Source organism: Enterobacter sp. Ag1 (assembly GCA_000277545.1).
Taxonomy (GTDB): Bacteria; Pseudomonadota; Gammaproteobacteria; order Enterobacterales; family Enterobacteriaceae; genus Cedecea.
This window is the reverse complement of record AKXM01000040.1, coordinates 22,507-47,176: the sequence shown is the minus strand read 5'-3', so window position 1 is coordinate 47,176 and position 24,670 is coordinate 22,507. Positions and strand designations below refer to the sequence as shown.

At 54.3% G+C, this 24,670-nt stretch carries 21 protein-coding genes and 6 tRNA genes; 15 read left to right on the top strand and 12 right to left on the bottom strand.

The genetic code is table 11. The annotated features are described in order from the left end of the window. Nucleotides 1–2: 2 nt before the first annotated feature. Nucleotides 3–968, bottom strand: coding sequence for a glucokinase (gene glk, locus A936_RS16030; RefSeq protein ID WP_008459625.1), 966 nt, complete (start codon nt 966–968; stop codon nt 3–5). Nucleotides 969–1,170: 202 nt separating this feature from the next. Between glk and A936_RS16025 the strand changes: the two genes are divergently transcribed. Next, on the top strand, nt 1,171–2,403 hold the full coding sequence (locus tag A936_RS16025) for an ion channel protein (RefSeq protein WP_008459623.1): 1,233 nt from the start codon (nt 1,171–1,173) through the stop codon (nt 2,401–2,403). On the opposite strand, the gene A936_RS16020 is transcribed toward A936_RS16025, so the two are convergent. After that, nucleotides 2,404–4,065: an alpha-keto acid decarboxylase family protein gene (locus tag A936_RS16020; protein WP_008459622.1), complete on the bottom strand. Its 1,662-nt coding sequence runs from the start codon at nt 4,063–4,065 to the stop codon at nt 2,404–2,406. It lies immediately after the preceding gene. 169 nt (nt 4,066–4,234) lie between these two features. On the opposite strand from A936_RS16020, the gene mgrA reads away from it, so the two are divergent. Continuing rightward, nucleotides 4,235–5,224, top strand: a complete 990-nt coding sequence (gene mgrA, locus A936_RS16015; protein ID WP_008459620.1) for an L-glyceraldehyde 3-phosphate reductase — start codon at nt 4,235–4,237, stop codon at nt 5,222–5,224. Nucleotides 5,225–5,379: 155 nt separating this feature from the next. Beyond that, nucleotides 5,380–5,700: a DUF2502 domain-containing protein gene (locus tag A936_RS16010; RefSeq protein WP_008459618.1), complete on the top strand. Its 321-nt coding sequence runs from the start codon at nt 5,380–5,382 to the stop codon at nt 5,698–5,700. Between the two features lie 48 nt (nt 5,701–5,748). Here A936_RS16010 and A936_RS16005 read toward each other — a convergent pair whose 3' ends face one another. Next, nucleotides 5,749–7,005 carry an Nramp family divalent metal transporter gene (locus tag A936_RS16005; RefSeq protein ID WP_286130863.1) on the bottom strand — a complete coding sequence of 419 codons (1,257 nt, stop codon included), beginning with the start codon at nt 7,003–7,005 and terminating at the stop codon, nt 5,749–5,751. Nucleotides 7,006–7,350: 345 nt separating this feature from the next. On the opposite strand from A936_RS16005, the gene A936_RS16000 reads away from it, so the two are divergent. Further along, complete coding sequence (locus A936_RS16000) at nt 7,351–8,538, top strand: NupC/NupG family nucleoside CNT transporter (RefSeq protein ID WP_008459614.1); 1,188 nt, start codon at nt 7,351–7,353, stop codon at nt 8,536–8,538. 40 nt (nt 8,539–8,578) lie between these two features. Here the strand turns inward: A936_RS16000 and A936_RS15995 are convergent, their stop codons facing one another. From A936_RS15995 to A936_RS15980, 4 genes are all read right to left on the bottom strand, one after another. After that, a complete protein-coding gene (locus A936_RS15995; protein ID WP_008459612.1) occupies nt 8,579–10,222 on the bottom strand; it encodes a diguanylate cyclase in 1,644 nt (547 codons plus the stop codon). A gap of 32 nt (nt 10,223–10,254) precedes the next feature. After that, nucleotides 10,255–12,423: an EAL domain-containing protein gene (locus tag A936_RS15990; RefSeq protein WP_336984952.1), complete on the bottom strand. Its 2,169-nt coding sequence runs from the start codon at nt 12,421–12,423 to the stop codon at nt 10,255–10,257. Nucleotides 12,424–12,671: 248 nt separating this feature from the next. Further along, a tRNA-Ala gene (locus A936_RS15985) sits at nt 12,672–12,747 on the bottom strand. Between the two features lie 46 nt (nt 12,748–12,793). Continuing rightward, nucleotides 12,794–12,869, bottom strand: a tRNA-Ala gene (locus A936_RS15980). 230 nt (nt 12,870–13,099) lie between these two features. On the opposite strand from A936_RS15980, the gene A936_RS15975 reads away from it, so the two are divergent. Further along, nucleotides 13,100–13,456: a YfeC-like transcriptional regulator gene (locus tag A936_RS15975; RefSeq protein WP_008459608.1), complete on the top strand. Its 357-nt coding sequence runs from the start codon at nt 13,100–13,102 to the stop codon at nt 13,454–13,456. A gap of 48 nt (nt 13,457–13,504) precedes the next feature. Then, the gene (locus A936_RS15970) at nt 13,505–13,861 is read left to right on the top strand and encodes a YfeC-like transcriptional regulator (protein WP_008459606.1); all 357 of its coding nucleotides are present in this window, start codon (nt 13,505–13,507) and stop codon (nt 13,859–13,861) included. Between the two features lie 52 nt (nt 13,862–13,913). On the opposite strand, the gene gltX is transcribed toward A936_RS15970, so the two are convergent. Beyond that, nucleotides 13,914–15,329: a glutamate--tRNA ligase gene (gltX, locus tag A936_RS15965; RefSeq protein ID WP_008459604.1), complete on the bottom strand. Its 1,416-nt coding sequence runs from the start codon at nt 15,327–15,329 to the stop codon at nt 13,914–13,916. Between the two features lie 259 nt (nt 15,330–15,588). Here gltX and A936_RS15960 point away from each other — a divergent pair. The 5 genes from A936_RS15960 (at nt 15,589) to A936_RS15940 (ending at nt 16,611) form a co-directional block, all read left to right on the top strand. Next, nucleotides 15,589–15,664: transfer RNA gene (locus A936_RS15960), tRNA-Val, on the top strand. Nucleotides 15,665–15,707: 43 nt separating this feature from the next. Next, nucleotides 15,708–15,783: transfer RNA gene (locus A936_RS15955), tRNA-Val, on the top strand. 33 nt (nt 15,784–15,816) lie between these two features. After that, nucleotides 15,817–15,892: transfer RNA gene (locus A936_RS15950), tRNA-Val, on the top strand. Between the two features lie 2 nt (nt 15,893–15,894). Next, nucleotides 15,895–15,970: transfer RNA gene (locus tag A936_RS15945), tRNA-Lys, on the top strand. 275 nt (nt 15,971–16,245) lie between these two features. Then, nucleotides 16,246–16,611 (top strand): FlxA-like family protein, encoded by a 366-nt coding sequence (locus A936_RS15940; RefSeq protein WP_008459602.1) that lies wholly within the window; start codon nt 16,246–16,248, stop codon nt 16,609–16,611. Here the strand turns inward: A936_RS15940 and A936_RS15935 are convergent. Further along, on the bottom strand, nt 16,608–17,537 hold the full coding sequence (locus tag A936_RS15935; protein ID WP_008459600.1) for a LysR family transcriptional regulator: 930 nt from the start codon (nt 17,535–17,537) through the stop codon (nt 16,608–16,610). The genes A936_RS15940 and A936_RS15935 overlap by 4 nt on opposite strands. Nucleotides 17,538–17,627: 90 nt before the next feature. On the opposite strand from A936_RS15935, the gene A936_RS15930 reads away from it, so the two are divergent. Beyond that, complete coding sequence (locus A936_RS15930; protein WP_008459598.1) at nt 17,628–18,623, top strand: bile acid:sodium symporter family protein; 996 nt, start codon at nt 17,628–17,630, stop codon at nt 18,621–18,623. On the opposite strand, the gene A936_RS15925 is transcribed toward A936_RS15930, so the two are convergent. From A936_RS15925 to zipA, 3 genes are all read right to left on the bottom strand, one after another. Next, a complete protein-coding gene (locus A936_RS15925) occupies nt 18,620–18,835 on the bottom strand; it encodes a DUF3820 family protein (RefSeq protein ID WP_008459596.1) in 216 nt (71 codons plus the stop codon). The two genes, A936_RS15930 and A936_RS15925, sit on opposite strands and share 4 nt — an antisense overlap. Beyond that, nucleotides 18,836–20,854 (bottom strand): NAD-dependent DNA ligase LigA, encoded by a 2,019-nt coding sequence (gene ligA / locus A936_RS15920; RefSeq protein ID WP_008459593.1) that lies wholly within the window; start codon nt 20,852–20,854, stop codon nt 18,836–18,838. A 66-nt stretch (nt 20,855–20,920) separates the two neighbouring features. Then, nucleotides 20,921–21,877 carry a cell division protein ZipA gene (zipA, locus tag A936_RS15915; protein WP_034809569.1) on the bottom strand — a complete coding sequence of 319 codons (957 nt, stop codon included), beginning with the start codon at nt 21,875–21,877 and terminating at the stop codon, nt 20,921–20,923. A 232-nt stretch (nt 21,878–22,109) separates the two neighbouring features. On the opposite strand from zipA, the gene cysZ reads away from it, so the two are divergent. The 3 genes from cysZ (at nt 22,110) to ptsH (ending at nt 24,633) form a co-directional block, all read left to right on the top strand. After that, nucleotides 22,110–22,871: a sulfate transporter CysZ gene (cysZ, locus tag A936_RS15910; protein ID WP_008459591.1), complete on the top strand. Its 762-nt coding sequence runs from the start codon at nt 22,110–22,112 to the stop codon at nt 22,869–22,871. 159 nt (nt 22,872–23,030) lie between these two features. Beyond that, nucleotides 23,031–24,002, top strand: a complete 972-nt coding sequence (gene cysK, locus A936_RS15905; protein WP_008459590.1) for a cysteine synthase A — start codon at nt 23,031–23,033, stop codon at nt 24,000–24,002. A 373-nt stretch (nt 24,003–24,375) separates the two neighbouring features. Further along, nucleotides 24,376–24,633: a phosphocarrier protein Hpr gene (ptsH, locus tag A936_RS15900; RefSeq protein ID WP_002913505.1), complete on the top strand. Its 258-nt coding sequence runs from the start codon at nt 24,376–24,378 to the stop codon at nt 24,631–24,633. Nucleotides 24,634–24,670 lie beyond the last annotated feature (37 nt).

Genomic DNA, 24,670 nt, shown 5'->3' with positions numbered 1-24,670 from the left:
TATTACAGGACGTGACCCAGCGTCTGACGCAGGTGTGCCCCGGCGCCCAGCAGCCCAGGCTGATCGTGCACGATGAGATAAACGGGAATATCCTTCACGAACGCTTTGAAGCGGCCTTTGTCTTCAAACCCGCCGCGGAAGCCCGAAGCCTTAAAGAACTCCAGGAAGCGCGGCACGATACCGCCGGCGATATACACGCCGCCAAACGTACTCATGTTCAGGGCCAGGTTGCCGCCGAAACGCCCCAGGATCACGCAGAACAGCGACAGCGCGCGGCGGCAGTCGGTGCAGGTATCGTCCACGGCTTTTTCGGTGATGTCCTTCGGCTGGTAGTTTTCCGGCTCACGGCCATCGGCCTTAACGATGGCGCGGTAGAGATTCAGCAGACCTGGCCCGGAGAGAATGCGCTCGTTGGAGACGTGCCCAAGTTCATTGCGCAGCTGCTCCAGGATAATGCCCTCTTCTTCGCTGTTCGCCGCGAAATCTGAGTGGCCGCCTTCGCCCGGCAGGCTGATCCAGCGTTTGTCGACATGCACCAGGTGAGAAACGCCCAGCCCGGTGCCCGCACCGTACACCACCACCGGTTTGCCTGCCACAGGCTCGCCACCGCCGAACTGAATCAGATGCTCTTTTTTCAGCGCCGGGATGGCCATGGAAACGCCGGTAAAGTCGTTGATAATTTCCAGATGATCGAAGCCCAGGTTTTGCTTCATTTCGGCGGTGGAAAATGCCCAGGTGTGGTTGGTCATTTCCACCCAGTCCCCGTTTATCGGGCAGGCAATCGCCACACAGCCTGACTGCACGCTGATGTTATGTTCTTTGAGGTAGTGCTGAATCACCGCTTCCAGGCTTGGAAAATCAAGGCCGGAGTAAGTCTTTGCCTGTGAAATATCACCCGTGTTCAAATCGCATAGCGCCAGACGTGCATTGGTGCCGCCGACATCTCCCACCAAAGCATATTTTGTCATTCTCAAACAGCTCCGCTAAAGTCAGAATAAGTTCTGGCAACACTGTAAAATTAGCCAGCCGAAACAACAATGACCATCATCCAGGTGCGGCGCGATTGTTGAACCAGGTCACATTCTGGCTTTACCGTTTCAGCTCTATTTGCAATGCGGCTTAAGACTTTCCGTTTTTGCGCCGTGCGACTTCCTATTGTAAGGATTGACTATGCTCCATCCGCGAGCCAGAACCATGCTGGTACTTTCCATTCCGGCTCTGATTATCGGCGTCTTATCCAGCCTGGTATTAATTGTCGTTATGAAGGTTGCCGCTGCGCTGCAGGAATATCTGTGGGCCACGCTGCCAGCGGCGCGCGGGTACGATCCCCAGTCCCCATTTTGGATACTGCTTATTTTGACCCTGACCGGCGTCGCGGTTGGGCTGGTTATCCGCTATTTGCCTGGCCACGGCGGGCCCGATCCCGCGACCGAACCGCTTATCGGGGCGCCCGTGCCAACGATGGCTATTCCTGGCCTGGTGATGGCGCTGGTGATTGGCCTTGCCGGTGGCGTGAGCCTGGGGCCGGAGCACCCGATTATGGCGGTGAATATTGCGCTCGCGGTGGCGCTTGGCGCCCGCGTTTTGCCGAAGGTCAGCCCGCTTGACTGGACTATTCTCGCCGCGGCGGGCACCGTCGGCGCTTTATTCGGCACGCCGGTGGCCGCGGCGCTGATCTTTTCGCAAACCCTGGGCGGAAATAATGAAGTCCCGCTGTGGGACAGACTGTTCGCGCCATTGATGGCCGCATCCGCCGGGGCGCTGACCACCAGCATTTTCTTTCAGCCGCACTTTGCACTGCCGGTTGCCAGCTACCCCGAAATGCACATTGAAGACCTGTTCAGCGGGGCGGTTGTCGCGGCTATCGCCATTGCGATGGGCATGGTGGGCGTCTGGTGTCTGCCAAGGCTGCACCGCCTGATGCACCAGCTCAAACATCCGGTGCTTATACTCGGTGCAGGCGGTTTTTTGCTAGGCCTGCTGGGGGTAATCGGCGGTGAGGTGACAATGTTTAAAGGCCTGGATGAGATGCGGCAGCTGGCTATCGCCGATTTCTCCGTGTCGTCGCTGCTGCTGTTTGCCGTGGTGAAGCTGGCCGCGCTGATTATCGCTGCCGCCAGCGGTTTCCGGGGTGGTCGTATTTTCCCGGCGGTGTTTGTGGGCGTGGCGTTAGGCATGATGCTGCACCAGCACGTTGAGGCGGTCCCTGCCGCGATTACCCTCTCCTGCGCCGTCCTTGGCATGGTGCTGGTGGTCACGCGCGACGGTTGGCTGAGCCTGTTTATGGCGATGGCCGTGGTACCGGACGTCAAACTCCTGCCCTTGCTGTGCATCGTGATGTTGCCCGCCTGGCTCCTGCTGGCGGGTAAACCGTTGATGATGGCCGGGCGGCCAAACCGCTAATTAATGTTCCATTTCCGAGTTGCGTTTACCCAGCGAGGTGGTGACCGCTCTGAGCAGCTCGGGAATGTCCTGCTTAGGCAGCACCACCTCCACCAGCGCCAGCCTCTCCGGGCTGGCCAGCTTTTCCAGCACGGCAGCAAGCTGTGATGTTTCCGTGACACGCCAGCATTCGGCCTGGCTATCCACGTTCATTGCCTGCGGCAGGCGGGTCCAGTCCCACGCGGCAATGTCGTTGTAGCGCTGTTCCGGGCCATGGATCGCGCGCTCAACCGTGTAGCCATCGTTATTCAGCACCATGACCACCGGCTTCTGGCCGTCACGCTGCATGCTGCCCAGTTCCTGAATAGTCAGCTGGGCGGAGCCGTCGCCTATCAGCAGAAGCACACGCCTGCTCGGCCATGCGGTTTGCACGCCAAATGCCGCAGGCAGCGTAAAACCAATCGATCCCCACAGCGGCTGGACGATAAAGGTCACACCTGCGGGCAGCGTTAAGGCCGCGGCACCAAAGGCCGCCGTGCCCTGGTCGGCCAGAATGATATCGCCGGGCTGTAAGGCGTCCTGCAGGGTTTGCCAGAAAGCGTGCTGGTCCAGCCGGTCGCTGTCGCAAACGGGAAGCTGCGGTGGCCTTTGCGTGGCCTCCGGCCAGGACGCAGCCTGTTGAGCACACAGCGGCTGCAAAATGGCGATGGCCTGCGCCATCGAGATCCCGCTAAACCAGCGCTCGCCTACCCGCACCGCCTCCGGCTGAACCTCAATTGTCTGCTGCTGACTTAGCTTCTGGCTGAAACCGGCGGTGATGGTATCGGTAAACTTCACACCCACGCAGATAACCAGCTCCGCGCTCTCAATCCCCTGCTTCACCTGCGGCGGGCTGGCTGCCCCGCTGTAGGTGCCCAGAAAACCAGGCTGGCTTTCATCGAACAACCCTTTCCCCATCAGCAGTGAAGCGTGAGGGATGGGCGTGCTCGCCATCCACTGCTGGAGCGTTTTTTGCTGCCCATAACGCAGGGCCAGAAAATCGGCCAGCAGCGCTACGCTTCGGCTTTCGGCAATTTTTGCCTGCGCACAATGACGAAACGCTTCCAGCGTTGCCGGTTCAGCCACCGTTTCAGGAGCCATTAGTCGTTTTAAAGGCCGCGTTGCTGGCGCCTCCGCCACATCGCTCGGCAGCAACAGGTAACCGGGGCGCTGCTGCTTGAGCGCTTCAAGAATTACGCGATCAATTTCGCTGCAGGCATTGGCGGGGGTGAGCGAAGCCTGTGCCACGGAAACTTCTTCGGCAATACGCAGGAAATGGCGGAAATCCCCGTCGCCTAATGTGTGATGAAGCAGTTCACCGCGCTGCTGGGCGCGGCTATTGGGCGCGCCAACAATATGAATGACAGGAAGATATTCGGCATAGCTGCCCGCTACGCCATTCAGCGCGCTCAGTTCGCCCACGCCAAACGTGGTCAGCAGCGCCGCCGCGCCTTTGCAGCGGGCATACCCGTCGGCGGCGTAAGCCGCATTCAGCTCGTTAGCGCAGCCCACCCAGGCAAGCCTCGGATGCGCAATCACGTGATCCAGGAAAACAAGGTTGTAGTCACCGGGGACGCCGAAGAGGTGCTCGATCCCGCCTTCGTTAAGCCGGTCAACAAGATAGTCTGCCACACAGTAGCGCATAGGATTTTCCTTCTATGAGGGCTTGCTGTGAGTATTAAGTAACCGGGATCGGTGTCGAGAATATATCCGATTTAAGGGGTGGCACGTGGAATTTACAGTGAAATACGGCGTATTCTGGGTTGTGAAAGCGTATACACTGATTTCTCTGTTACCTGTAAGGATGACAATAATGACCTGGCAGCCCCACCCTGAACGCTATTCGTCTATGGAGTACCGTCGCTGCGGCCGCAGCGGCCTGAAACTGCCCGCTATTTCCCTTGGCCTTTGGCACAATTTTGGCGATGAAACGCTGCTGGAAACCAGCCGTCAACTGCTGAGAAAGGCTTTCGATCTGGGCATTACCCATTTTGACCTTGCCAATAATTACGGGCCACCGCCTGGGTCAGCTGAAGCCAACTTTGGGCGCATTTTGCGGGAAGATTTTCAGGCCTGGCGCGACGAGCTGATTATCTCCACCAAAGCGGGTTACACCATGTGGGACGGGCCTTACGGCGACTGGGGTTCACGCAAATATCTGATTTCAAGTCTCGACCAGAGTCTGAAGCGCACGGGGCTGGAGTATGTCGATATCTTTTATCATCACCGCCCGGATCCTGACACGCCGCTGGAGGAGACCATGCGCGCCCTCGACCATGTGGTGCGCCAGGGCAAAGCGCTGTATGTCGGGATCTCAAACTACCCGGCCGATCGGGCGGAGAAAGCTATTGATATCCTGAACGATCTCGGTACGCCTTGCCTGATCCACCAGCCGCGTTATTCCCTGTTTGAGCGCTGGGTCGAAGGTGGCCTGCTGGATCTGCTGCAGGAAAAAGGCGTAGGCAGCATCGCTTTTTCCCCGCTTGCCGGGGGCCAGCTAACCGACCGCTATCTGAGCGGCATCCCTGCAGATTCACGCGCTGCCAGCGGCAGCCGTTTCCTGAACCCCGATCAGATTACGGCAGAGAAGCTGGCAAAAGTACGGCAGCTCAACGCGCTGGCGGAGAAACGCGGGCAAAAGCTGTCGCAGATGGCGCTGGCCTGGGTACTCCGCGATGAAAAAGTGACTTCGGTGCTTATTGGCGCGAGTAAAACCAGCCAGATAGAGGACGCCGTGGGCATGCTAAGCCAGCGCCATTTCAGCGAACAGGAACGAGCAGAAATCGAGGCGATCTTAGTGTAAACGTTTAACTTTCCCTCCGGGTTCACGCCAGTGACTTGTGCAATAAGTGCTATGGCCGATGATTTAGGAATTGTGTAATTCATCAGCCCGGTTGTCGGTTTGTAAGATTGTGTTAACAAGCCGCAACACGGCTCTGAGAACCAGGGAGAGAAAGTATGTTCAGGTCACTAATGCTTGCCCTTGCCTTACTGGCCGCGGCGCCGATGGTCGCAAACGCGGGTGAAATCACCCTGCTGCCGTCGGTGAAATTACAGATTGGCGATCAAGATTATCGCGGTAATTACTGGGACGGCGGCAGATGGCGCGACCGTGATTATTGGCACCGCAATTATGAATGGCGCGATCGCGGCTGGCATCGCCACCGTGGCTGGGATCGAGGCTGGGACCGCGGACGAAATAGCTATGAACGCGGCTATCGCGAAGGCTGGAACGACCGCGACGACCATCGCGGCAGAGGTCACGGACACCGTCATTAAATAAAAAAGGGCTGGATAATCCAGCCCTTCTCACTTTCTTTGGCAAGATTAGTTGCCAAACAGCGTACTAAAAATTAACCACAGGTTGAGCGCCACCACCACCGCGACTATCGCCCAGCCAACCAGCTTAACCCAGCGCACGTTAACCAAATCACCCATCAGCTTTTTGTCGCTGGTAAACACCAGCAGCGGCACCAGCGCCAGCGCAATCCCGAAGCTCAACAGCACCTGGCTCATGACCAGAATACGCGTTGGGTCGAGCCCCATCATGATGACCACGAAGGACGGCGCCATGGTAATCGCCCGGCGAACCCACAGCGGAATATAAAAACGGACAAACCCCTGCATCACCACCTGCCCGGCAAGCGTGCCCACCACCGTGGATGACAAACCGGCCGCCACCAGGCTAAGCCCGAAAATCGTGGCTGCAGCATGGCTCAACAGCGGTTCCAGCGTTTTATAGGCATCTTCCAGCTCGGCAACGCCGGTATGCCCGGTGAAGTGAAACGCCGCTGCGGCGGTGGCCATCATCGCCAGGTTGACGAAGCCGGCAATCGTCATCGCTATCGCCACGTCCCATTTAGTGGCGGAATAGCGCTCTGCCCGGTTGCCCGCATGCAGGTGCTGAGTCAGAGAAGAATGCAGGTAAATCACGTGCGGCATGATTGTCGCGCCCAGAACGCCAGCAGCAAGGTAGACCGCCTCGGACGTCGGCAGACTTGGGATCAGCATCCCTTTGCCCAGCTCAGCTACCTTCGGCTGGGAAAAAATAAGCTCAACGATGTAGGCCGCCGCCACAAACAGCAGCAGCCCGCCGATAACTTTTTCCAGCGGCTTTTGCCCGCGGCTTTGCAGCATCAAAATCAGGAAAGTGGCTATCCCTGTCAGCACCGCTCCCTGGAGCAAAGAGACGCCCAGAATCAGCTTGAAGCCAATGGCCGCCCCGATAAACTCCGCGAGGTCCGTCGCCATGGCAATAATTTCCGCCTGAACCCAGTAAATCCACACCAGCGGGCGCGGGTAATGATCGCGGATTTGCTCGGCGAGGTTCTTGCCGGTGGCGATCCCCAGCTTGGCGGAGAGTACCTGAATCAGCGCCGCCATCAGGTTTGCCCACACCACCACCCACAGCAGTTGATAGCCATAACTCGCCCCGGCCTGGATATTGGTCGCGAAGTTACCGGGGTCGATGTAGCCGATAGCGGCGATAAACGCTGGCCCCATCAACGCCAGCCGCAGCTTACGCGCGGTACGTCCGGTATTGCTGTCAATGCGACTGCTTGTCATCTTCTGCCTCTGAGATATAGCCTTTGCTATGTTTTATGCTATCAAAATGAGAATGGTTATCAAGTTCATTTAGTGCGGGGAAATTGATTTCTCTGATAGCTGAAAACGATGTGCAGGAGGCGTGAGATAGTGAATCTGGATGCCGGTTAACGGATTAACATTTGGCCAACGTGTAAACTGTCGATGAGCCATCTTAACGTAACTTTTAGCTTCTTTACTTAACATAGCAGAAATGTATGGTGGATCACTATTTTTGCGTTCCGTCACAGCTCATCACTATAGTGTGGAATTGATCTCGTTTTCTTATTGCTTGTTACATAGAATGTGCAACGAAATTAAACCTGCCTCATATTTGGAGCAAATATGTCCCGCGTTTTGCACTTTGTTTTAGCGCTTGCTGTGGTCGCGCTGCTGGCTTTGCTGGTTAGCCCTAACCGCAAGCAAATTCGTATTCGCTTTGTCATTCAGCTGTTGGTGATCGAAGTGTTACTGGCCTGGTTCTTCCTGACCTCCGACGTCGGCCTGGGCTTCGTAAAAGGTTTCTCCGAAATGTTCGAGAAACTGCTCGGTTTCGCTAACGAAGGGACAAACTTTGTCTTCGGCAAAATGAACGATGAAGGCCTGGCTTTCTTCTTCCTGAAGGTGCTGTGCCCTATCGTGTTCATTTCTGCGCTGATCGGTATTCTGCAGCATATTCGCATTCTGCCGATTGTTATCCGCGCTATCGGTACCGTGCTTTCTAAAGTCAACGGTATGGGTAAGCTGGAATCCTTTAACGCCGTAAGCTCGCTGATTCTGGGACAGTCAGAAAACTTCATCGCCTATAAGGATATTCTCGGCAAGATGTCGCGCAACCGCATGTACACCATGGCGGCGACCGCTATGTCTACCGTGTCCATGTCAATCGTAGGTGCGTACATGACGATGCTGCAGCCAAAATACGTGGTTGCCGCGCTGGTGCTGAACATGTTCAGTACCTTTATCGTGTTGTCGCTGATCAACCCGTACCGCGTGGATGAGAAAGAAGAAAATCTGCAGATGACTAACCTGCATGAAGGTCAAAGCTTCTTCGAAATGCTCGGCGAGTACATTCTGGCAGGTTTCAAAGTGGCGATTATCGTTGCCGCCATGCTGATCGGCTTTATCGCCCTGATTTCTGGCCTGAACGCGCTGTTCGCTGCCGTGCTGGGTATCTCCTTCCAGGGCATTCTGGGCTATATCTTCTACCCGGTTGCCTGGGTGATGGGCGTGCCGTCCGCAGAAGCGCTGCAGGTCGGCAGTATCATGGCGACTAAACTGGTGTCTAACGAATTCGTTGCGATGATGGATCTGCAGAAGATTGCCGGCAGCCTGTCACCACGCGCGGAAGGCATCCTGTCCGTGTTCCTGGTGTCCTTCGCTAACTTCTCTTCTATCGGTATTATCGCCGGGGCCATTAAAGGCCTGAACGAAGAGCAAGGCAACGTGGTTTCCCGCTTCGGCCTGAAGCTGGTTTACGGCTCTACGCTGGTGAGTATCCTGTCGGCATCTATCGCCGCGCTGGTTATCTAATTTTTGCGTATTAAAAAGCCGGTGCTGGTCACCGGCTTTTTTATGCCTGCGATTCAGCCTCGCCGCCCCAACACACTCTGTTTCTCCCCTGCTGTTTCGCCCTATACAGGCGAATATCCGCCTGACTCTGGATGTGTTCCAGGTCACCGTCTGGGGCTTCTTCATGGGAAGCCACGCCCAGCGAGGCCGTCACCAGCAGTTCAGACTCGTCCTCCAGCCTGAGCGGCGTGTTCACCAGCATTTTGCGCACCCGCTGCGCCACGGCAATCGCCGCATGCAGATCGGTATTAGGCAGGTAGACACAAAACTCTTCGCCGCCGATACGCCCGACAATGTCCTGGCTGCGGATCGCCTGCTGGATGCAGCGCGTGGCGTGAATAAGCACCCGATCGCCAACCTGATGCCCGAAGCGGTCATTCACTTTTTTGAAATGATCGAGATCCAGCTGAATCAGGGAGTAATCCACGTACTGCGGGCTGATACGCCCGGTTGTTTCAAAGAAGCCACGGCGATTTAGAACGCCGGTCAGATCATCGTGCAGCGCATGCCGGTGCATTTCCTGCTGCAAATGGCCCATGTTGCGAATCAGCCGGCAAATCATGCGGTGTGAACCAAACAGAATAAGGATCACCGTCAGCCACATCACTACCAGCAGCACGCTAAAACGCCCAAAGTCCTCGTGTAGCCCCTGCCGGATGGTCTGGACGCTGACAAGGATTGCCCCCGTCCCCGTGACATGGCCGAAAGTGGCATAAGCATAGCCAAAACGTAAGGTGCCCCGGGATTCATCGATCAACTTTTCAAGAATTGCCTGTCGCTGCTTCTCGCTGAGGCGATAGCCATTCTGCGAGCCAACGGGGCGAGTCAGCGGGTTCATCTGCTCATCAAAAAGCAGATAGGCGCTTTGCGTGTCCTCTGGCAAAGCGCTGGAGAGAAACAGCCGAAGCGTTTCGGTGGTGACCGCGATACCAAACAGCCCAATCCACCGGTCGTCAAAGTCCACCGGAAGAGAGCCATTAATCAGCGTTTTGCCGGTATCTGCAATATTTTGCCGGGTCCAGAAAGGATCGCGGCGCGGGTTCAACAGCGGAGAGCCAAGCACAAACGATCCCTGCATCGCCAGCGGGTTAGCACTTTCGATAAGCAGTTTGTTCACATCGGGGGAGAGCGACGCAATAAATGCCCCGGAGCGCGACATGTAATAAATGTTCGAAGAGAGACGGTTGCTCCCGCCTGCCAGCGGAAAGAGATCCTGAATGTCGCGCAGGGCCTGATATTCCCGCTGCGTGAGTTTTTCCCTTTCTTCTTTCGGCTTGTTTTTAAAAGGTTGCACGCTATCGGGGATCGGCAGGCTCTGGATATGCAGCGGCGACAGCGTCTCTTTATTGCTGGCCCGGGAAGCCAGCTGCGAGATCGGCGTGAACTGCGGCTCATTCAGCGTTTCAATGAACATGCGGCGGAGATAGCGCAGGTTGTCCATCTGATATTCAGATTTGCTTTCAAGCCTGGCGATCACGCTTTCGAGATGGCTAAGCTGGCTGGTGCGATAGCCGTGGTTGAACAGCTCCCCCTGCTGCCAGAAAAGAAAGGTGATCAGCAAAAAGAGCGACAGAAAGCACACATGGGTGATGCGCAGTGTTTTTACCATCGGCAGACGAATATGGCTAATCAGCGACGTGCTCACGGTGATTCCTTTTTAGGGTGCAAAGGAGAGCGTCAGTGCTTAAGCTGCTGCAAAGGCTTGGGTCTCCCCACCAGATACCCCTGCAGGTATTGGACGCCAAGCTGCAGCAGGATGTCGCGCTGCTCTTCCGTTTCGACATACTCTGCGACGACGCTGAGCTCTCTGGCCGCCGCCAGTTCGCAAATGGACTTCACGATAAGCTTATCCATCACATCGCCGGTGATATCGCGGACAAAGCAACCATCTATCTTAATGATATCCGCCTGCAGCTTCTTCAGGCGCTCATAGTTAGCGTAGCCTGTTCCAAAGTCATCAATAGCAATCTTAAAACCTTTCTCACGCAGCAGGGCAATATTTTGGTTAGAGGTTTCTGAGTTTGAAAATGCCTGCTCTTCCGTCACTTCAATGACGACCGCGCTGGTCGGCACCTTGTAAACGTCAAACTGGGCAATAATCTGCTGGGCAATCTCTTTTTGCATTAGCGTGAGCGGCATCAGATTGACCGAAAAGCGCGTCTGCTGCACGTTGCCTGGGTGCTTTGCAAGCCAGGTCAGCAGCATCTTCATCACCATCATGTCAAAACGGGTGCTGAGGTTAAATTCGGCAACAATCGGAATAAATTTATCCGGGGTGATGTGCTGCCCATCAATCACCAGACGGCTGAGGATTTCGTGATAGCCCTTCCCTTCGCAGTCGACAATGGGCTGCGCGTAGAGCTGAAAGGCTTCTTCGTCTATTGCCTGCTTAATCTTTTGCAGCAGCAGCACCCGCTCGGTTGTTTGCCCGGAGACCGCCTGCAGCCTGGCATCAAGGCCAAGTACGCGCTGCGTGTCGCTGGCTTTTTCAGCCAGATAGCTTAATTGCCCGAGCATGCGCTGCAGCTCTTTCGGTGAATCCACAATGCCCCAGGAAGCCCCATATTCAATTTCAAGGGTAACATTGTGCCAGGGGATTTTCTTATTATTCAGGTGTTCAACAAAATAGGTAAGCCGGGCTTCTGTTTCGCCTTCCCGTAAAAACAGAAGCAGCTCACTGCCCGGCAGCTGAAATATTTTTTCCCCTTCCAGCAGCCAGGGTTGTAATTCTCTGGCAATGGTTTTCTTGCAGTAAACACGCATCATCATGCCGTAATGTCGGCTAAGAAACTCAAAGTTCGCCATTCTCAGGCAGCAAAGTGCACCGGTTTGAAAGGTCTGAATATGTTCTTCAAGCGCGCGTAAATTAGGTAATTGCGTTAATGGATCTGTCTGCGCCTGGAGATGATAAACACGCTTCATCCATTCATTTTTATGGTATGAAGTGGCCATATACAACAGACATACGGTAAAGGAGATAAAGACTGACAGAATAAAGGAAAGAGCATATTGCGTATTTACGCCCTGCAAAAAACCCGTGTTGTAAGTCAATAATACCCATGCCGAAATCCCCCACAACAGAGAAACAGGCCTCGCACCAAGGCGACGGATCCCCAGGGTAAGCAGCACAAAGACCAGCGGAACCAGATAGCCGGCAATCAGTTCACTATGCCACGGCGAACACATCAGCAGCAAATACACCATCCAGACAACCAGCCAAATCGGCGTATAGAAACGGTTTTTATCCTGCCTGTAGTGCCAGACACAGCGCCGCCAGAAACCGACCGCAAAATGCGGGTTCAACAGCATACGCAGCGGGTAATAGAAAAGCGTTGTAAAGATGAGCGAGGCCACGACAAGATTCAGCACATCAACAATCATGTAGATAACGGAACCGCCACCAAAGAATGGCGCCAGTTCTGGTGGGTACTCAATCACATTGCCTGTGAGGTACATCAGCAGTTTGATGGTAAACGGGGCGACAAAACCAAGCCAAAAAATACGCTGCCCCATGCCTTTATTGGGCAGCCCAAAACGCCAGCGACGGCCCACGTAGTGGCGGGTAATTAAACTGGCAATCAATAAGGGGAATAGCAGACAGAAAATAAAAGCAACCAGCGGCACAACGGCTAAATCAAGCAGCCAGCTGTAAACAACCAGCGACCCTAGCGTGAGCGGAATAATCGCAGACCGGCCATAAATAATAATCATTGCCATTATAAAGCTGAGCGGCAGATAGGCGAGGTAGGTTTTATGTCCATCAACAACGGTTGTCGGTGAAATATAACGAGAAAAGGGAATGAGAAGTAAACACAGCGCCAGGGCAACCGCTATTTTTTTTATCATCTTGTAAATAATCATAGGCCCTGGTGTTAATTTTATGTGATTGCTTAAAAAGGGTTTTTCGCTGGCAAGGTTACGTTTATTTATTGAGCGAATCAAGTTTCAGGCCTGCACAAAAGCAGAACTTACCCTACAGCAGAAATAATAGAACAAGCGGACATAAGTTGAGGTTTTTTTACCGAGGGTAGCCAAAAGCAGGTGTGTTGGAGTCTGAAAAGCAAAAACCCCCGCCGAAGCGAGGGTTCAAATTTTGGTGGAGCTAAGCGGGATCGAACCGCTGACCTCTTGCATGCCATGCAAGCGCTCTCCCAGCTGAGCTATAGCCCCACTGACAGGTGCTGATTTTACGGTACCAAATCTGCTGGTGAAGATTTGGTGGAGCTAAGCGGGATCGAACCGCTGACCTCTTGCATGCCATGCAAGCGCTCTCCCAGCTGAGCTATAGCCCCAAACCGTAAAGACCTTGTCGTGTTGACGGGCGGCATAATATGAAACCCCACATAGCGTGTCAACGGCAATTTGTTCTTCCGCGATCAATCGCCTAAAAAGCCATCGCCTTCGGCAATTCTCGGTTGCATATCATCCCGTTGTAGTTAATTCTGTCACAGTTTCGCGTTAGTCAGTTCAATAAAATGAACCACTAATAAAGCCGTTTCGGTCGCAATGAAAAGGAATCACTGTGCTCAAGGAAAGAATGACACCAGAAGAACTGGCCGTGATCACCGGCTACAGCCGCCAGACCATCAATAAGTGGGTGCGTAAAGAAAATTGGGAGACCTCACCTAAACCCGGCGTTCAGGGAGGAAAAGCGAGGCTTATCCATATAGATGAGCAGGTCAGGGAATTTATCAATAGCACCCGACGAGTGACGGAAAATACAGCCCGCTACAGCACAACGGACGCCTCCCTGGAAAATCTACTGCTCAACTCAGTGCAGCAAATGTCCGACAGCGAACAGAAAAAGATGTCTGCCATGCTGCTGCGGGACGGGATTGCCGGTTTACTTGCGCGGTTGGGGATCAGCGATAACGAATAATTGCCCGGCTATTGTCTTGTTGGCGTCAGGAAAAATAAAGGATTACTGATGTTCAAGGAAAAAATGACCGCCGATGAACTGGCGGAGATGACGGGTTACACCCGCCAGACAATTAATAAATGGGTACTAAAACATAACTGGGAAACCAGTAAAAAACGAGGCGTACCGGGTGGTAAAGCAAGATTTGTTTATATCTCCGAGCCGGTGAAAACGTTTCTCTCCAACACCAGCAAAATGAGTGAGAGAGTGGCATCTTATAGCGTCCTTCGAACGCCGCTGGAACAGCTGATGCTAAACACCCTGCGTACCTTATCCGAAGAAGAACAGCATAAAATGACCGAGATCCTTGAGAGTGAAGGCAGCGAAGGTTTGCTCAAGCGACTCGGAATTCAAAAGAATAAGTAAATAAAAAAGCCGGTGACTGAGCACCGGCTTTTTGCATCTACATTTGCGATGTTTACTGCTGAGCTTCACGCTCGCTGATGAAATCGAGCGCTTTATTAATGCGCGCCACGGAGCGCTGTTTGCCAATGGCATGCACGGTGACATCAAGTCCAGGAGACTGACCAGCCCCGGTCACGGCGACACGCAGCGGCATCCCCACTTTCCCCATCCCAACTTCCAGTTCATCAGCAGTTGCCTGTATAGCGTGATGAACGTTTTCTGCAGTCCAGTCGCTCAGCGCTGCCAGCTTGTCTCGCACCACTTCCAGCGGCTGACGCGCTACCGGACGCAGGTGTTTCTTCGCCGCATCGGCATCAAACTCGCTGAAATCTTCGTAGAAGTAGCGGCAGGTCTGCGCCATCTCTTTCAGGGTTTTACAGCGTTCGCCCAGCAGTTTCACCAGCTCAGACAGCTGCGGGCCGTTACGGGTATCAATATTTTCCTGCTCGATGTGCCATTGCAGGTGCGTTGCCACGTACTCTGGCTCCAGCGTATTGATGTAATGGTGGTTCAGCCACTGCAGCTTTTCAGTATTGAAGGCGCTGGCAGACTTGCTTACCGCGTTCAGGCTGAACATCTCAATCATCTCTTCGCGAGAGAAGATTTCCTGGTCACCGTGGGACCAGCCCAGACGCACCAGATAATTGAGCAGCGCTTCCGGCAGATAGCCGTCGTCACGGTACTGCATCACACTCACCGCCCCGTGACGCTTAGACAGTTTTTTACCGTCGTCGCCGTTGATCATAGAAACGTGGGCATAAAGCGGAACCGGCGCGTTCAGCGCCTTCAGGATGTTGATCTGGCGCGGCGTGTTGTTGATATGGTCTTCACCACGGATCACGTGGGTGATCTCCATATCCCAGTCGTCCACCACTACGCAGAAGTTGTAAGTTGGGGAACCATCGGTACGGCGAATGATCAGGTCGTCCAGTTCCTGGTTACTGAATTCGATCGGGCCACGGATCTGATCATCAAAGATGACGGAACCTTCCTGCGGGTTGGCGAAACGCACAACGCACGGTTCGTCATCAGCATGATGCTCATGGCTATGGCGGCAGCGACCGTCATAACGAGGTTTCTCGTTATTGGCCATTTGCTCTTCACGCAATGCCTCAAGGCGCTCTTTAGAGCAATAGCACTTATACGCCGTGCCCGCAGCAAGCATTTCGTCGATGGCCTGGTTGTAACGATCAAAACGCTTGGTCTGATAGTACGGGCCCTCATCCCACTGCAGGCTCAGCCAGTTCATCCCGTCCATAATCGCTTCGATGGCTTCCGGGGTTGAACGCTCGAGGTCGGTGTCTTCTATACGCAGCACGAACTCGCCTTTGTTATGACGAGCAAACAGCCAGGAGTAGAGAGCAGTACGGGCACCGCCAACGTGCAGATAGCCTGTTGGGCTTGGCGCAAAGCGAGTTTTGATTTTCATTAAACGGCCTTAGTTACACATATTTGCCGGCAAAGCGGCAATTGCCAGGGAAAATTAACAGGCAACATTCTATCACTGTGCGCTAATTCCTCAATGTTGATGCCTGTAGATAGCGGTAAAGCAGAGAATTTGATGATAAATCAAACGCCAATGCCTGTTTCTTGATCGCATCGTTTAATTTTAAGACGAACGAATAAAAACTTTAGAAAATGCGTTGACTCATTTTCAACTGTCCCTATAATGCGACTCCACAAACCGGGGGTGATTAGCTCAGTTGGTAGAGCATCTCCTTTACACGGAGGGGGTCGGCGGTTCGAGCCCGTCATCACCCACCACTCTTTAGAGTGACCCGGAATGTGAAGTAAGAGATTTAGAGATGGGTGATTAGCTCAGTTGGTAGAGCATCTCCTTTACACGGAGGGGGTCGGCGGTTCGAGCCCGTCATCACCCACCATCTCCTCTTATGAAATTAGCAGTACCGAAGTTTGGGTGATTAGCTCAGTTGGTAGAGCACCTCCTTTACACGGAGGGGGTCGGCGGTTCGAGCCCGTCATCACCCACCATCGGGTCGTTAGCTCAGTTGGTAGAGCAGTTGACTTTTAATCAATTGGTCGCAGGTTCGAATCCTGCACGACCCACCAATGTGGAAAGGCGCCCTAAAGGCGCCTTTTTGCTATCTGCGATTCGGGCAGGGTTCGAGCCTGCAGCAGGTTCGACAAAATCGCTTTTGATTTTGCGCGTCGCTTGCGACGAGCCCGAAGGGCAATACCATCCTGCACGACCCACCAATGTAGAAAGGCGCCCTAAAGGCGCCTTTTTGCTATCTGCAGTATCTGAGAATCCCATCGTCAAAAAATTATCAACTTCCTCGCCGCCAGGCCGATAACTCCCTTACCATTCCATCAAAGGAGTTATGATGACTACAATATCCAGTAATGCTCTTCAGGGCTCTCAGCTGACCACCGGCACAGCTACCGGGTCCTCTTCTGCCTCCGGCGGCACTGATAACAGCACAGCCTCGCAGATTGCCCAAATCAGCAAAAAAATTACCCAGTTGACGGAGAAACTGAGAGAAGTCTCCAGCACGCCGGATCGTCCAGCTGAAGAGAAAAAGAAACAGGTCGAGTTACTTCAGACCGAGATTAAAATGCTGCAGGCCCAGTTGGCGCAGCTTCAGCGCAAGCAGGCTGAGGAAGCCCAGCAGAAGCAGGAACAGCAGCAGATCAAGGCCACCGGCGTGAACAAACCTTCCGACGATCACCAGATTGATATTTATATCTAGTCGTCCATAAATAGCGGGTCGCCAATCCGGGCCAGGGTTAACAGCCTGGCCTGTTCCCGCACCTCCTGCCAGATAGCTTCCGCCGCACGGGAAAGCGATCGGTTCTTTCGCCTGACCAGCATCAGCTGTCGGTTTATGACCGGCGTTAACCGCTTCACCACCAGCGGTCTCCCTTGTGGCAAAGGCAGCGCCAACGCGGGCAACACACTTAAACCAATCCCAGCTTCTACCATCGGGTACAGCGTTGCGGGGTGCCCAATCTGCTGAACAACGTTCACCTCGATCCCCTGCCGGACAAAAGCCTCATCAATCAACGGGCGGCTGCCCGAGGCATAATCTTGCAGCACCAGCTTTTGCCCCTGCAGCGCCTGCCAGTCAATCTGCTCCCTCTCAGCAAACGGATGATCGCTGCGGCACAGCAGCAGAAAAGGCTCAGACAACACCGTTTCACACTCCAGATCGCTAGCCTGAACCGGATCGATAACTACGCCAAAATCAACTTCGCCCTGGCGGATACTCTGCAAAACCCACTGCTGGGAAGCATCATGCAGCATAAATCGAATATTCGGATAAGCCTCCGCACTGGCAGCGATAGATTGCGGCATCAGGTGCGCGGATAGCGTCTGGCTGGCGGCCACGCGAACCGTGCCGCTAAGCTGATGCCCAACCACGCGAGCATCCAGCAACGTTGTGGTCAGCTCTTCCAGCAGCCGCTCAAGGCGAGGAGCCAGCAACTCTCCCGCAGGCGTAAGCACCACTTCCCTGGTAGTACGGTCAAGCAGCTTCACGCCCAGCTCGGCTTCCAGCTCCTTCAGGCTGTGGCTTACGGCTGACTGGCTAAGACCAATACTCTCCCCTGCCCGACTGAAACTGCCGGCATGGGCTACGGCCACGAATACGCGAAGCTGACGCAGGGAATAGTTCATCTATTTTCTTCATCAATGTATTTAATAAATCAATTTTATTTCTGAAATTAGCAGAAACACAATAGCGCCCTTCACCTTTGAGGAATGGCTATGAAATTGCTCCGCATTGTCGACCCCTTTACGTTAACGCTGGTTTGTACCGTCCTGCTGGCCTCTTTCTTCCCGGCACAAGGCAGTTTTGTCGGTTTCTTCGAGGGGCTGACCACCGCCGCCATCGCCTTATTGTTCTTTATGCATGGCGCCAAACTGTCTCGCGAGGCGGTGATCTCCGGCGGCGGCCACTGGCGGCTTCATCTGTGGGTGATGTGCAGCACATTCGTCCTGTTCCCGGTGCTTGGCGTGTTGTTTAGCTGGTGGAAACCGGTCAATGTCAGCCCCGAACTTTACAGCGGGTTCCTTTATCTTTGTATTTTGCCCGCCACGGTACAATCGGCCATCGCTTTTACCTCTATTGCCGGGGGCAACGTCGCGGCGGCTATTTGTTCAGCCTCGGCATCAAGCCTGCTGGGCATTTTTCTTTCGCCATTGCTGGTTGGCCTGGTGATGCACGTTCAGGGTGCAAGCGGCAGCCTGCATCAGGTGGGCAGCATTATGCTACAACTCCTGGTGCCGTTCGTGGCCGGGCATCTGATGCGGCCCTGGATTGGTGCCTGGGTGGCAAAAAACAAGAAATGGATCGGCAAAACTGACCAGACTTCGATTCTTCTGGTGGTCTATTCCGCCTTTAGTGAAGCCGTGACGCACGGCATCTGGCATAAGGTTGGCGCGGGTTCGCTGCTGTTTATCGTAGCTTCCAGCCTCGTGCTGCTGGCCATTGTGATAGCGGTAAATATCTTTGTGGCGCGGCGCTTTGGCTTTAGCAAAGCGGATGAAGTTACGATTGTTTTCTGCGGATCGAAAAAGAGCCTGGCCAACGGGATCCCGATGGCTAATATTCTATTTCCGGTTGCTGCCGTGGGAATGATGGTGCTGCCGCTGATGATCTTCCACCAGGTCCAGCTGATGATCTGCGCCGGTATGGCCCGGCGTTACCAAAGGAAATCGGCTGCAGCCGGTGAAAAACAGGCCGCAGCCATCAGAACCTAGTGCCGCTTGAGGGGCCGGACCAGGTTGTCCAGCCCTTCCACTTTAATCAGCAGCGTCAGGGCCATCAGCTCACCGAGATGGCCCACGGGGAACTCCCCTTTGCGGGAAAACCACAGCAAATACTCTTCCGGTAAATCAATCAGCATCCGGCCTTTGTATTTACCAAAGGGCATGGCCGTGTTGGCTATCTCAATGAGCTGTTCTTTGTCCATTTAGTCACCCAGCAAACGAATCATTTCCGCTTCGTCAATAACCTGAATGCCCAGCTCCTGCGCCTTGACAAGCTTGGAGCCGGCCGCTTCCCCGGCTATGACCAGATCGGTTTTTTTCGACACGCTTCCGGCCACTTTTGCACCGAGCGCGGTCAGCCGGTCTTTGGCTTCGTCACGGGAAAGAATGCTCAGCGAGCCGGTGAGCACCACGGTTTTCCCGGCAAACGGGCTGTCGATCTCTTCCGCTTTGACGACCACAGGCGCAGGCCAATGGACCCCGGCCTCTTCGGTGAGCTGACGGATAACATCCCGGTTGCTCTCTTCGGCAAAGAAGTTAAAGGTATGCGTCGCCACAACAATGCCGACATCCGGCACTTTTTGCAGCTCCTCAATGCTGGCCGAGATAAGCGCATCCAGCGTGCCGAAGTGCGCGGCCAGCCCTGCGGCGGTGGCTTCTCCGACTTCACGAATACCTAAGGCATACAGGAAGCGAGCAAAAGTTGTCTCTTTGGCTTTTTCCAGCGCATCCACAACGTTTTGTGCCGATTTAGGCCCCATGCGATCCAGCCCGGTAAGCTTACCCGCCGTCAGCTTGAACAGATCGGCTGGCGTGTGAACGTACTCTTTCTCCACCAGTTGATCGATGATTTTGTCGCCCATGCCGTCAACGTCCATCGCACGGCGGGACACAAAGTGTTTCAGCGCCTCTTTGCGTTGGGCACCACAAATCAGGCCCCCGGTACAGCGGGCAACGGCTTCGCCTTCCACACGCTCAACGTCTGAACCGCAAACCGGGCACTGCGTTGGGAAGACGATTGCCTGAGTGTCTTCCGGGCGTTCAGACTCCACCACGCCAACAACCTGCGGGATAACATCCCCGGCGCGACGGATCACAACTCTGTCACCAATGCGCAGGCCAAGACGCTCTATTTCATCGGCATTGTGCAACGTCGCGTTGCTTACCAGTACCCCAGCAACCTGCACCGGCTCCAGACGAGCAACGGGCGTAATTGCGCCGGTACGCCCTACCTGGAACTCCACGTCTCGCACGGTGGTCATCTGTTCCTGCGCCGGAAACTTAAACGCAACGGCCCAGCGCGGCGCTCTCGCCACAAAGCCCAGCGTTTCCTGCAGCGCAAGCGAGTCAACTTTGATAACCACGCCATCAATATCAAAGCCCAGCGTTGGACGATCGGCCTCTACCTGATGGTAAAACGCCAGCACTTCTTCCGGTGTGCTGCACAGACGGATGCGGTCGCTGACCGGTAATCCCCAGGCCTTAAACTGTTGCAAACGCGCCATGTGGCTGCCTGGCAGCTCACCGCCTTCGAGCAGCCCAACACCGTAGCAGAAGAAGGTCAGCGGGCGTTTAGCGGTAATGCGCGGATCTAACTGGCGCAGCGAGCCTGCCGCCGCATTGCGAGGGTTGGCAAACACTTTCCCGCCAGTACGGCGAGCTTCTTCGTTGATTTTTTCGAATCCTGCCTGCGGCAAGAAAACTTCTCCACGCACCTCAAGGCGACGAGGAATATTGTCTCCGTGGAGTTTAAGCGGTATCGCGCGAATGGTTCGGACGTTAGACGTGATATTTTCACCGGTTGTGCCGTCACCGCGCGTTGCAGCCCGCACAAGCACCCCATCTTCATACAGCAGGCTTACCGCCAGACCATCCAGTTTTAGTTCACAGCAAAACGTCAGAGCATCGCTGCTTTTGAGCCTGTCCAGCACGCGTTTGTTGAACGCCAGGTAGCTTGCTTCATCGAAAACGTTATCGAGGGACAGCATCGGCACTTCATGGCGTACCTGGGTGAACTCGCTCAGCGGCGCAGCACCGACTCGCTGGGTCGGTGAATCCTGGGTAATCAATTCCGGATGCGCTTCTTCAAGCGCACGGAGTTCGCGCATCAGCCTGTCGTATTCCGCATCGGGAATTTCGGGATTATCCTGCACATGGTACAGATATTCATGATGGCGAAGCGTGGTTCGCAGGTGGTTAAGTTGTTGTTCGATTGAGTCCATATCGCACCATCAATGATAAAAAACCCCCGACAGGCGGGGGTTTAGGGGGAAGATTCAGGCCGGGATTCAGGCGTTGGCTTCAACAACCTCGCGGATCCTGTCCTGGTACTCGCGCAGCTTTTGCGGAGTCATCATGCGACGCTGATCGTCGAGCACCACGCCACCGACTTCATCGGCGATGTGCTGCGCAGACTGCAGCATCAGCTTAAAGTTTTGCGCTGCATTGCCGTAGGACGGCACCTGCATAAAGATGGTCACGCCTGGCGTGGCGAAATCCGCCATGTTCTCTGGGTCGAAAGACCCAGGTTTAACCATATTCGCCAGGCTAAACAGAACTGGACCGCTGCCATCAGGGCTAAGATGGCGGTGGAAAATATTCATTTCACCAAACTTGAAACCGGCCTGCTGAATGCTGTTCAACAGCAACTCGCCGTTTAACATCGTGCCCGCGTGGGCAGCGACGTTCATCACGATCACCGTCTCTTTTTTCACTGGTGCAGGCTGCGGCACTGGTTCAGCAGCCACAGGCTCTGGCGTTGGTTCCACAGTGAACTGTGGTGCAGGCTGAACGGGAGCGACCGGCTGTGGCTCAGGCACTGCCGCCGGAGCTGGCGCAGGAGGTGCGACAGGACGCACTGGTTCCACATGCTGAGGCGCGGGCTCAAAGTGGTGCGGGGTAACCGGCTCAGGCTGGCGCGATTGCGGGGCAGGACGAGGTTCTGCTGACGCATACGGCGGCTCATAGTTGTGCTGAGGTGCCTGAGGTTGACGTGGCGCATTCGCTTCACGAGAGGCAGATTCCGGCACGGGCGCAGTACGACGCACGCGCACTTCACCGACGCCTTCTTCTTCCTCATCATCCTCTTCTTCGTATTCGTCACGCTTCGACTTCATACGTTTCAAAGGGCGATCGCGGAACACGGACGAGCGTTCCTTACGACTGGTCCACAGACCGTGAACCAGTAAGGCTATTATGGCGATTGCGCCAACAATGATTAATATCAGACGCAAATCCTGCATCATTATATTCTCTGTTGTTCTAACACCTTGCCACCGCGGCAAACATTTACTCACTAAGAGTATTTGCCCATCTGCTCAAGTGCAAGTGCGAGCACGGTTTTCTCACCATAAAGATAGCGTAAGCGCACCTTTTAGCTGATTTTTCGACCAATTCCTGGCAAGTTTTTCTGAATGCAGTCAGTTATGATAGCGAAGCAGCTAACTGCATTGACCTGATAAGGAGTCTGCTCAGATTATGGTTTCATCTTCCGGAACCCCGCCGCGCAGTGGCGTGTATTATTTTTCCCAGGGCTGGAAACTGGTCCGCGAACCCGGCATCAAGCGTTTCGTCGTGCTGCCGCTGTTGGTCAATATCATCTTGCTTGGTGGCGCTTTTTGGTGGTTATTCACGCGTCTTGATGTCTGGATCCCGTCGATGATGAGCCACGTGCCAGACTGGCTACAATGGCTGAGTTACGTACTCTGGCCACTGGTAACGCTCTCGGTGTTATTGGTGTTTGGTTACTTCTTTTCGACAATCGCAAACTTGATTGCCGCGCCGTTTAGCGGCCTGCTGGCAGAGCAGCTTGAAGCTCGCCTTACGGGCGCAACGCCGCCGGATACGGGCGTGCTCGATATAATGAAAGATCTGCCACGCATCATGAAGCGTGAGTGGCAAAAGCTAGCCTGGTATCTGCCGCGCGCGCTAGTCCTGCTTCTGCTCTACTTTATTCCCGGCATTGGCCAAACCGTCGCCCCGGTCTTGTGGTTCTTATTCAGCGCATGGATGTTGGCGATTCAATACTGCGACTACCCTTTTGATAACCATAAAGTGCCGTTCAAACAGATGCGAGTGGCGCTTCGCGAGCAAAAGATCGTCAACATGCAGTTTGGCGCGCTGGTGAGCCTGTTCACGCTGATCCCGGTTCTGAACCTGTTTATCATGCCGGTTGCCGTCTGCGGCGCGACGGCCATGTGGGTGGACTGCTATCGGGCAAAACACGCCATGTGGAAATAATGCTCTCAGGAAGGGAAGCGGCTTATGCTATGGCTTATTCCATGTTGCATTGGCTTATTTCCCTTCCACATATAGATATGCTATTTCCTTACTTCCGCATATTTCCTGAGCGGGTATGCTGGACCGGTATCCCAAAATTCAGACAGTTAAGGACGAGCCATGAGCAAAATTTATGAAGACAACTCCCTGACAATCGGCCACACGCCGCTGGTTCGCCTGAACCGTATCGGCAACGGACGCATTCTGGCTAAGGTGGAGTCCCGTAACCCAAGCTTTAGCGTCAAATGCCGTATTGGTGCCAACATGATTTGGGATGCCGAAAAACGCGGCGTGCTGAAGCCTGGCGTGGAGTTAGTCGAACCTACCAGTGGCAACACCGGTATCGCTCTGGCCTATGTCGCGGCAGCGCGCGGCTACAAGCTGACGCTGACCATGCCGGAAACCATGAGCATCGAACGCCGTAAGCTGTTAAAAGCGCTGGGTGCAAACCTGGTGCTGACCGAAGGCGCTAAAGGCATGAAAGGTGCCATCCAGAAAGCCGAGGAAATCGTCGCCAGCGACCCGGCTAAATACTTACTGCTTCAGCAGTTCAGCAACCCGGCAAACCCGGAAATTCACGAAAAAACCACCGGCCCGGAAATCTGGGAAGATACCGATGGTGAAGTGGATGTGTTTATCGCCGGCGTCGGTACCGGCGGTACGCTGACGGGCGTCAGCCGCTACATCAAAAATACCAAAGGCAAAACCTCGCTCATTAGCGTGGCGGTAGAACCAACGGATTCTCCGGTAATTACTCAAGCGCTGGCGGGTGAAGAACTGAAGCCTGGTCCGCATAAAATTCAGGGTATCGGGGCCGGATTTATCCCTGGTAACCTCGATCTGAAGCTTATCGACAAAGTGGTCACTATCAGCAACGACGACGCCATTGCGACCGCTCGCCGCCTGATGGATGAGGAAGGTATTCTCGCGGGTATCTCTTCCGGTGCCGCCGTGGCCGCCGCGCTGAAACTTCAGGAAGACGAAGCCTTTACCAATAAGAATATTGTGGTTATCCTTCCGTCCTCCGGGGAGCGCTATTTGAGTACTGCTTTGTTTGCCGATCTGTTCACTGAGAAAGAACTGCAACAGTAATGCCAGTATTTGATATATGCTTAAAAAAGCACCCGTGAGGGTGCTTTTTTGTGGCCTGCATCAAACTTTCACCCTCATCGGCATTGCGCTTACCCCCGCAGGTCTGGTATTTAACCAGCAATTATTTTGATGCGCGAAATTAATCAAGCTGTGAGATGCGCCTGCTGAATCGATTTAACGATTTGGTGCCTATCTGGTTTTCACGGCATAATGATGAAGAATCTGTGAAACACGCTGTTGGCGTTTTTTTCACGATTCCCATGCATCCAGTGCCCCGTTCCTTTGACGATGGCGCTAACGATACAGGCTAAAGTGTGGCCGCCAGGCTAGACTTTAGTTCCACAACACTAAACCTATAAGTTGGGGAAATACAATGTTCCAGCAAGAAGTAACTATTACCGCTCCGAACGGTCTGCATACCCGCCCTGCTGCTCAGTTTGTTAAAGAAGCTAAAGGCTTCACTTCCGAAATCACTGTGACTTCCAACGGCAAAAGCGCCAGCGCTAAGAGCCTGTTCAAACTGCAAACTCTGGGCCTGACTCAGGGTACCGTAGTGACGCTCTCCGCCGAAGGTGAAGATGAGCAGAAAGCCGTTGAGCATTTAGTAAAACTGATGGCTGAACTCGAGTAAGTTCTGGGTTCTTCGTAAATATCAGTCACAAGTAAGG

What these genes read in the sequence shown, in the direction of transcription:
- cysZ (WP_008459591.1), top strand. Translation starts at nt 22,110, where the DNA reads ATGGTTTCATCTTCCGGAACCCCGCCGCGCAGTGGCGTGTATTATTTT.
- A936_RS15925 (WP_008459596.1), bottom strand. Translation starts at nt 18,835, where the DNA reads ATGGACAAAGAACAGCTCATTGAGATAGCCAACACGGCCATGCCCTTT.
- ligA (WP_008459593.1), bottom strand. Translation starts at nt 20,854, where the DNA reads ATGGACTCAATCGAACAACAACTTAACCACCTGCGAACCACGCTTCGC.
- A936_RS15940 (WP_008459602.1), top strand. Translation starts at nt 16,246, where the DNA reads ATGACTACAATATCCAGTAATGCTCTTCAGGGCTCTCAGCTGACCACC.
- glk (WP_008459625.1), bottom strand. Translation starts at nt 968, where the DNA reads ATGACAAAATATGCTTTGGTGGGAGATGTCGGCGGCACCAATGCACGT.
- zipA (WP_034809569.1), bottom strand. Translation starts at nt 21,877, where the DNA reads ATGATGCAGGATTTGCGTCTGATATTAATCATTGTTGGCGCAATCGCC.
- mgrA (WP_008459620.1), top strand. Translation starts at nt 4,235, where the DNA reads ATGACCTGGCAGCCCCACCCTGAACGCTATTCGTCTATGGAGTACCGT.
- A936_RS15970 (WP_008459606.1), top strand. Translation starts at nt 13,505, where the DNA reads ATGTTCAAGGAAAAAATGACCGCCGATGAACTGGCGGAGATGACGGGT.
- A936_RS16025 (WP_008459623.1), top strand. Translation starts at nt 1,171, where the DNA reads ATGCTCCATCCGCGAGCCAGAACCATGCTGGTACTTTCCATTCCGGCT.
- A936_RS16010 (WP_008459618.1), top strand. Translation starts at nt 5,380, where the DNA reads ATGTTCAGGTCACTAATGCTTGCCCTTGCCTTACTGGCCGCGGCGCCG.
- A936_RS15990 (WP_336984952.1), bottom strand. Translation starts at nt 12,423, where the DNA reads ATGATAAAAAAAATAGCGGTTGCCCTGGCGCTGTGTTTACTTCTCATT.
- A936_RS15935 (WP_008459600.1), bottom strand. Translation starts at nt 17,537, where the DNA reads ATGAACTATTCCCTGCGTCAGCTTCGCGTATTCGTGGCCGTAGCCCAT.
- gltX (WP_008459604.1), bottom strand. Translation starts at nt 15,329, where the DNA reads ATGAAAATCAAAACTCGCTTTGCGCCAAGCCCAACAGGCTATCTGCAC.
- A936_RS16020 (WP_008459622.1), bottom strand. Translation starts at nt 4,065, where the DNA reads ATGCGCTACTGTGTGGCAGACTATCTTGTTGACCGGCTTAACGAAGGC.
- A936_RS15930 (WP_008459598.1), top strand. Translation starts at nt 17,628, where the DNA reads ATGAAATTGCTCCGCATTGTCGACCCCTTTACGTTAACGCTGGTTTGT.
- ptsH (WP_002913505.1), top strand. Translation starts at nt 24,376, where the DNA reads ATGTTCCAGCAAGAAGTAACTATTACCGCTCCGAACGGTCTGCATACC.
- cysK (WP_008459590.1), top strand. Translation starts at nt 23,031, where the DNA reads ATGAGCAAAATTTATGAAGACAACTCCCTGACAATCGGCCACACGCCG.
- A936_RS16000 (WP_008459614.1), top strand. Translation starts at nt 7,351, where the DNA reads ATGTCCCGCGTTTTGCACTTTGTTTTAGCGCTTGCTGTGGTCGCGCTG.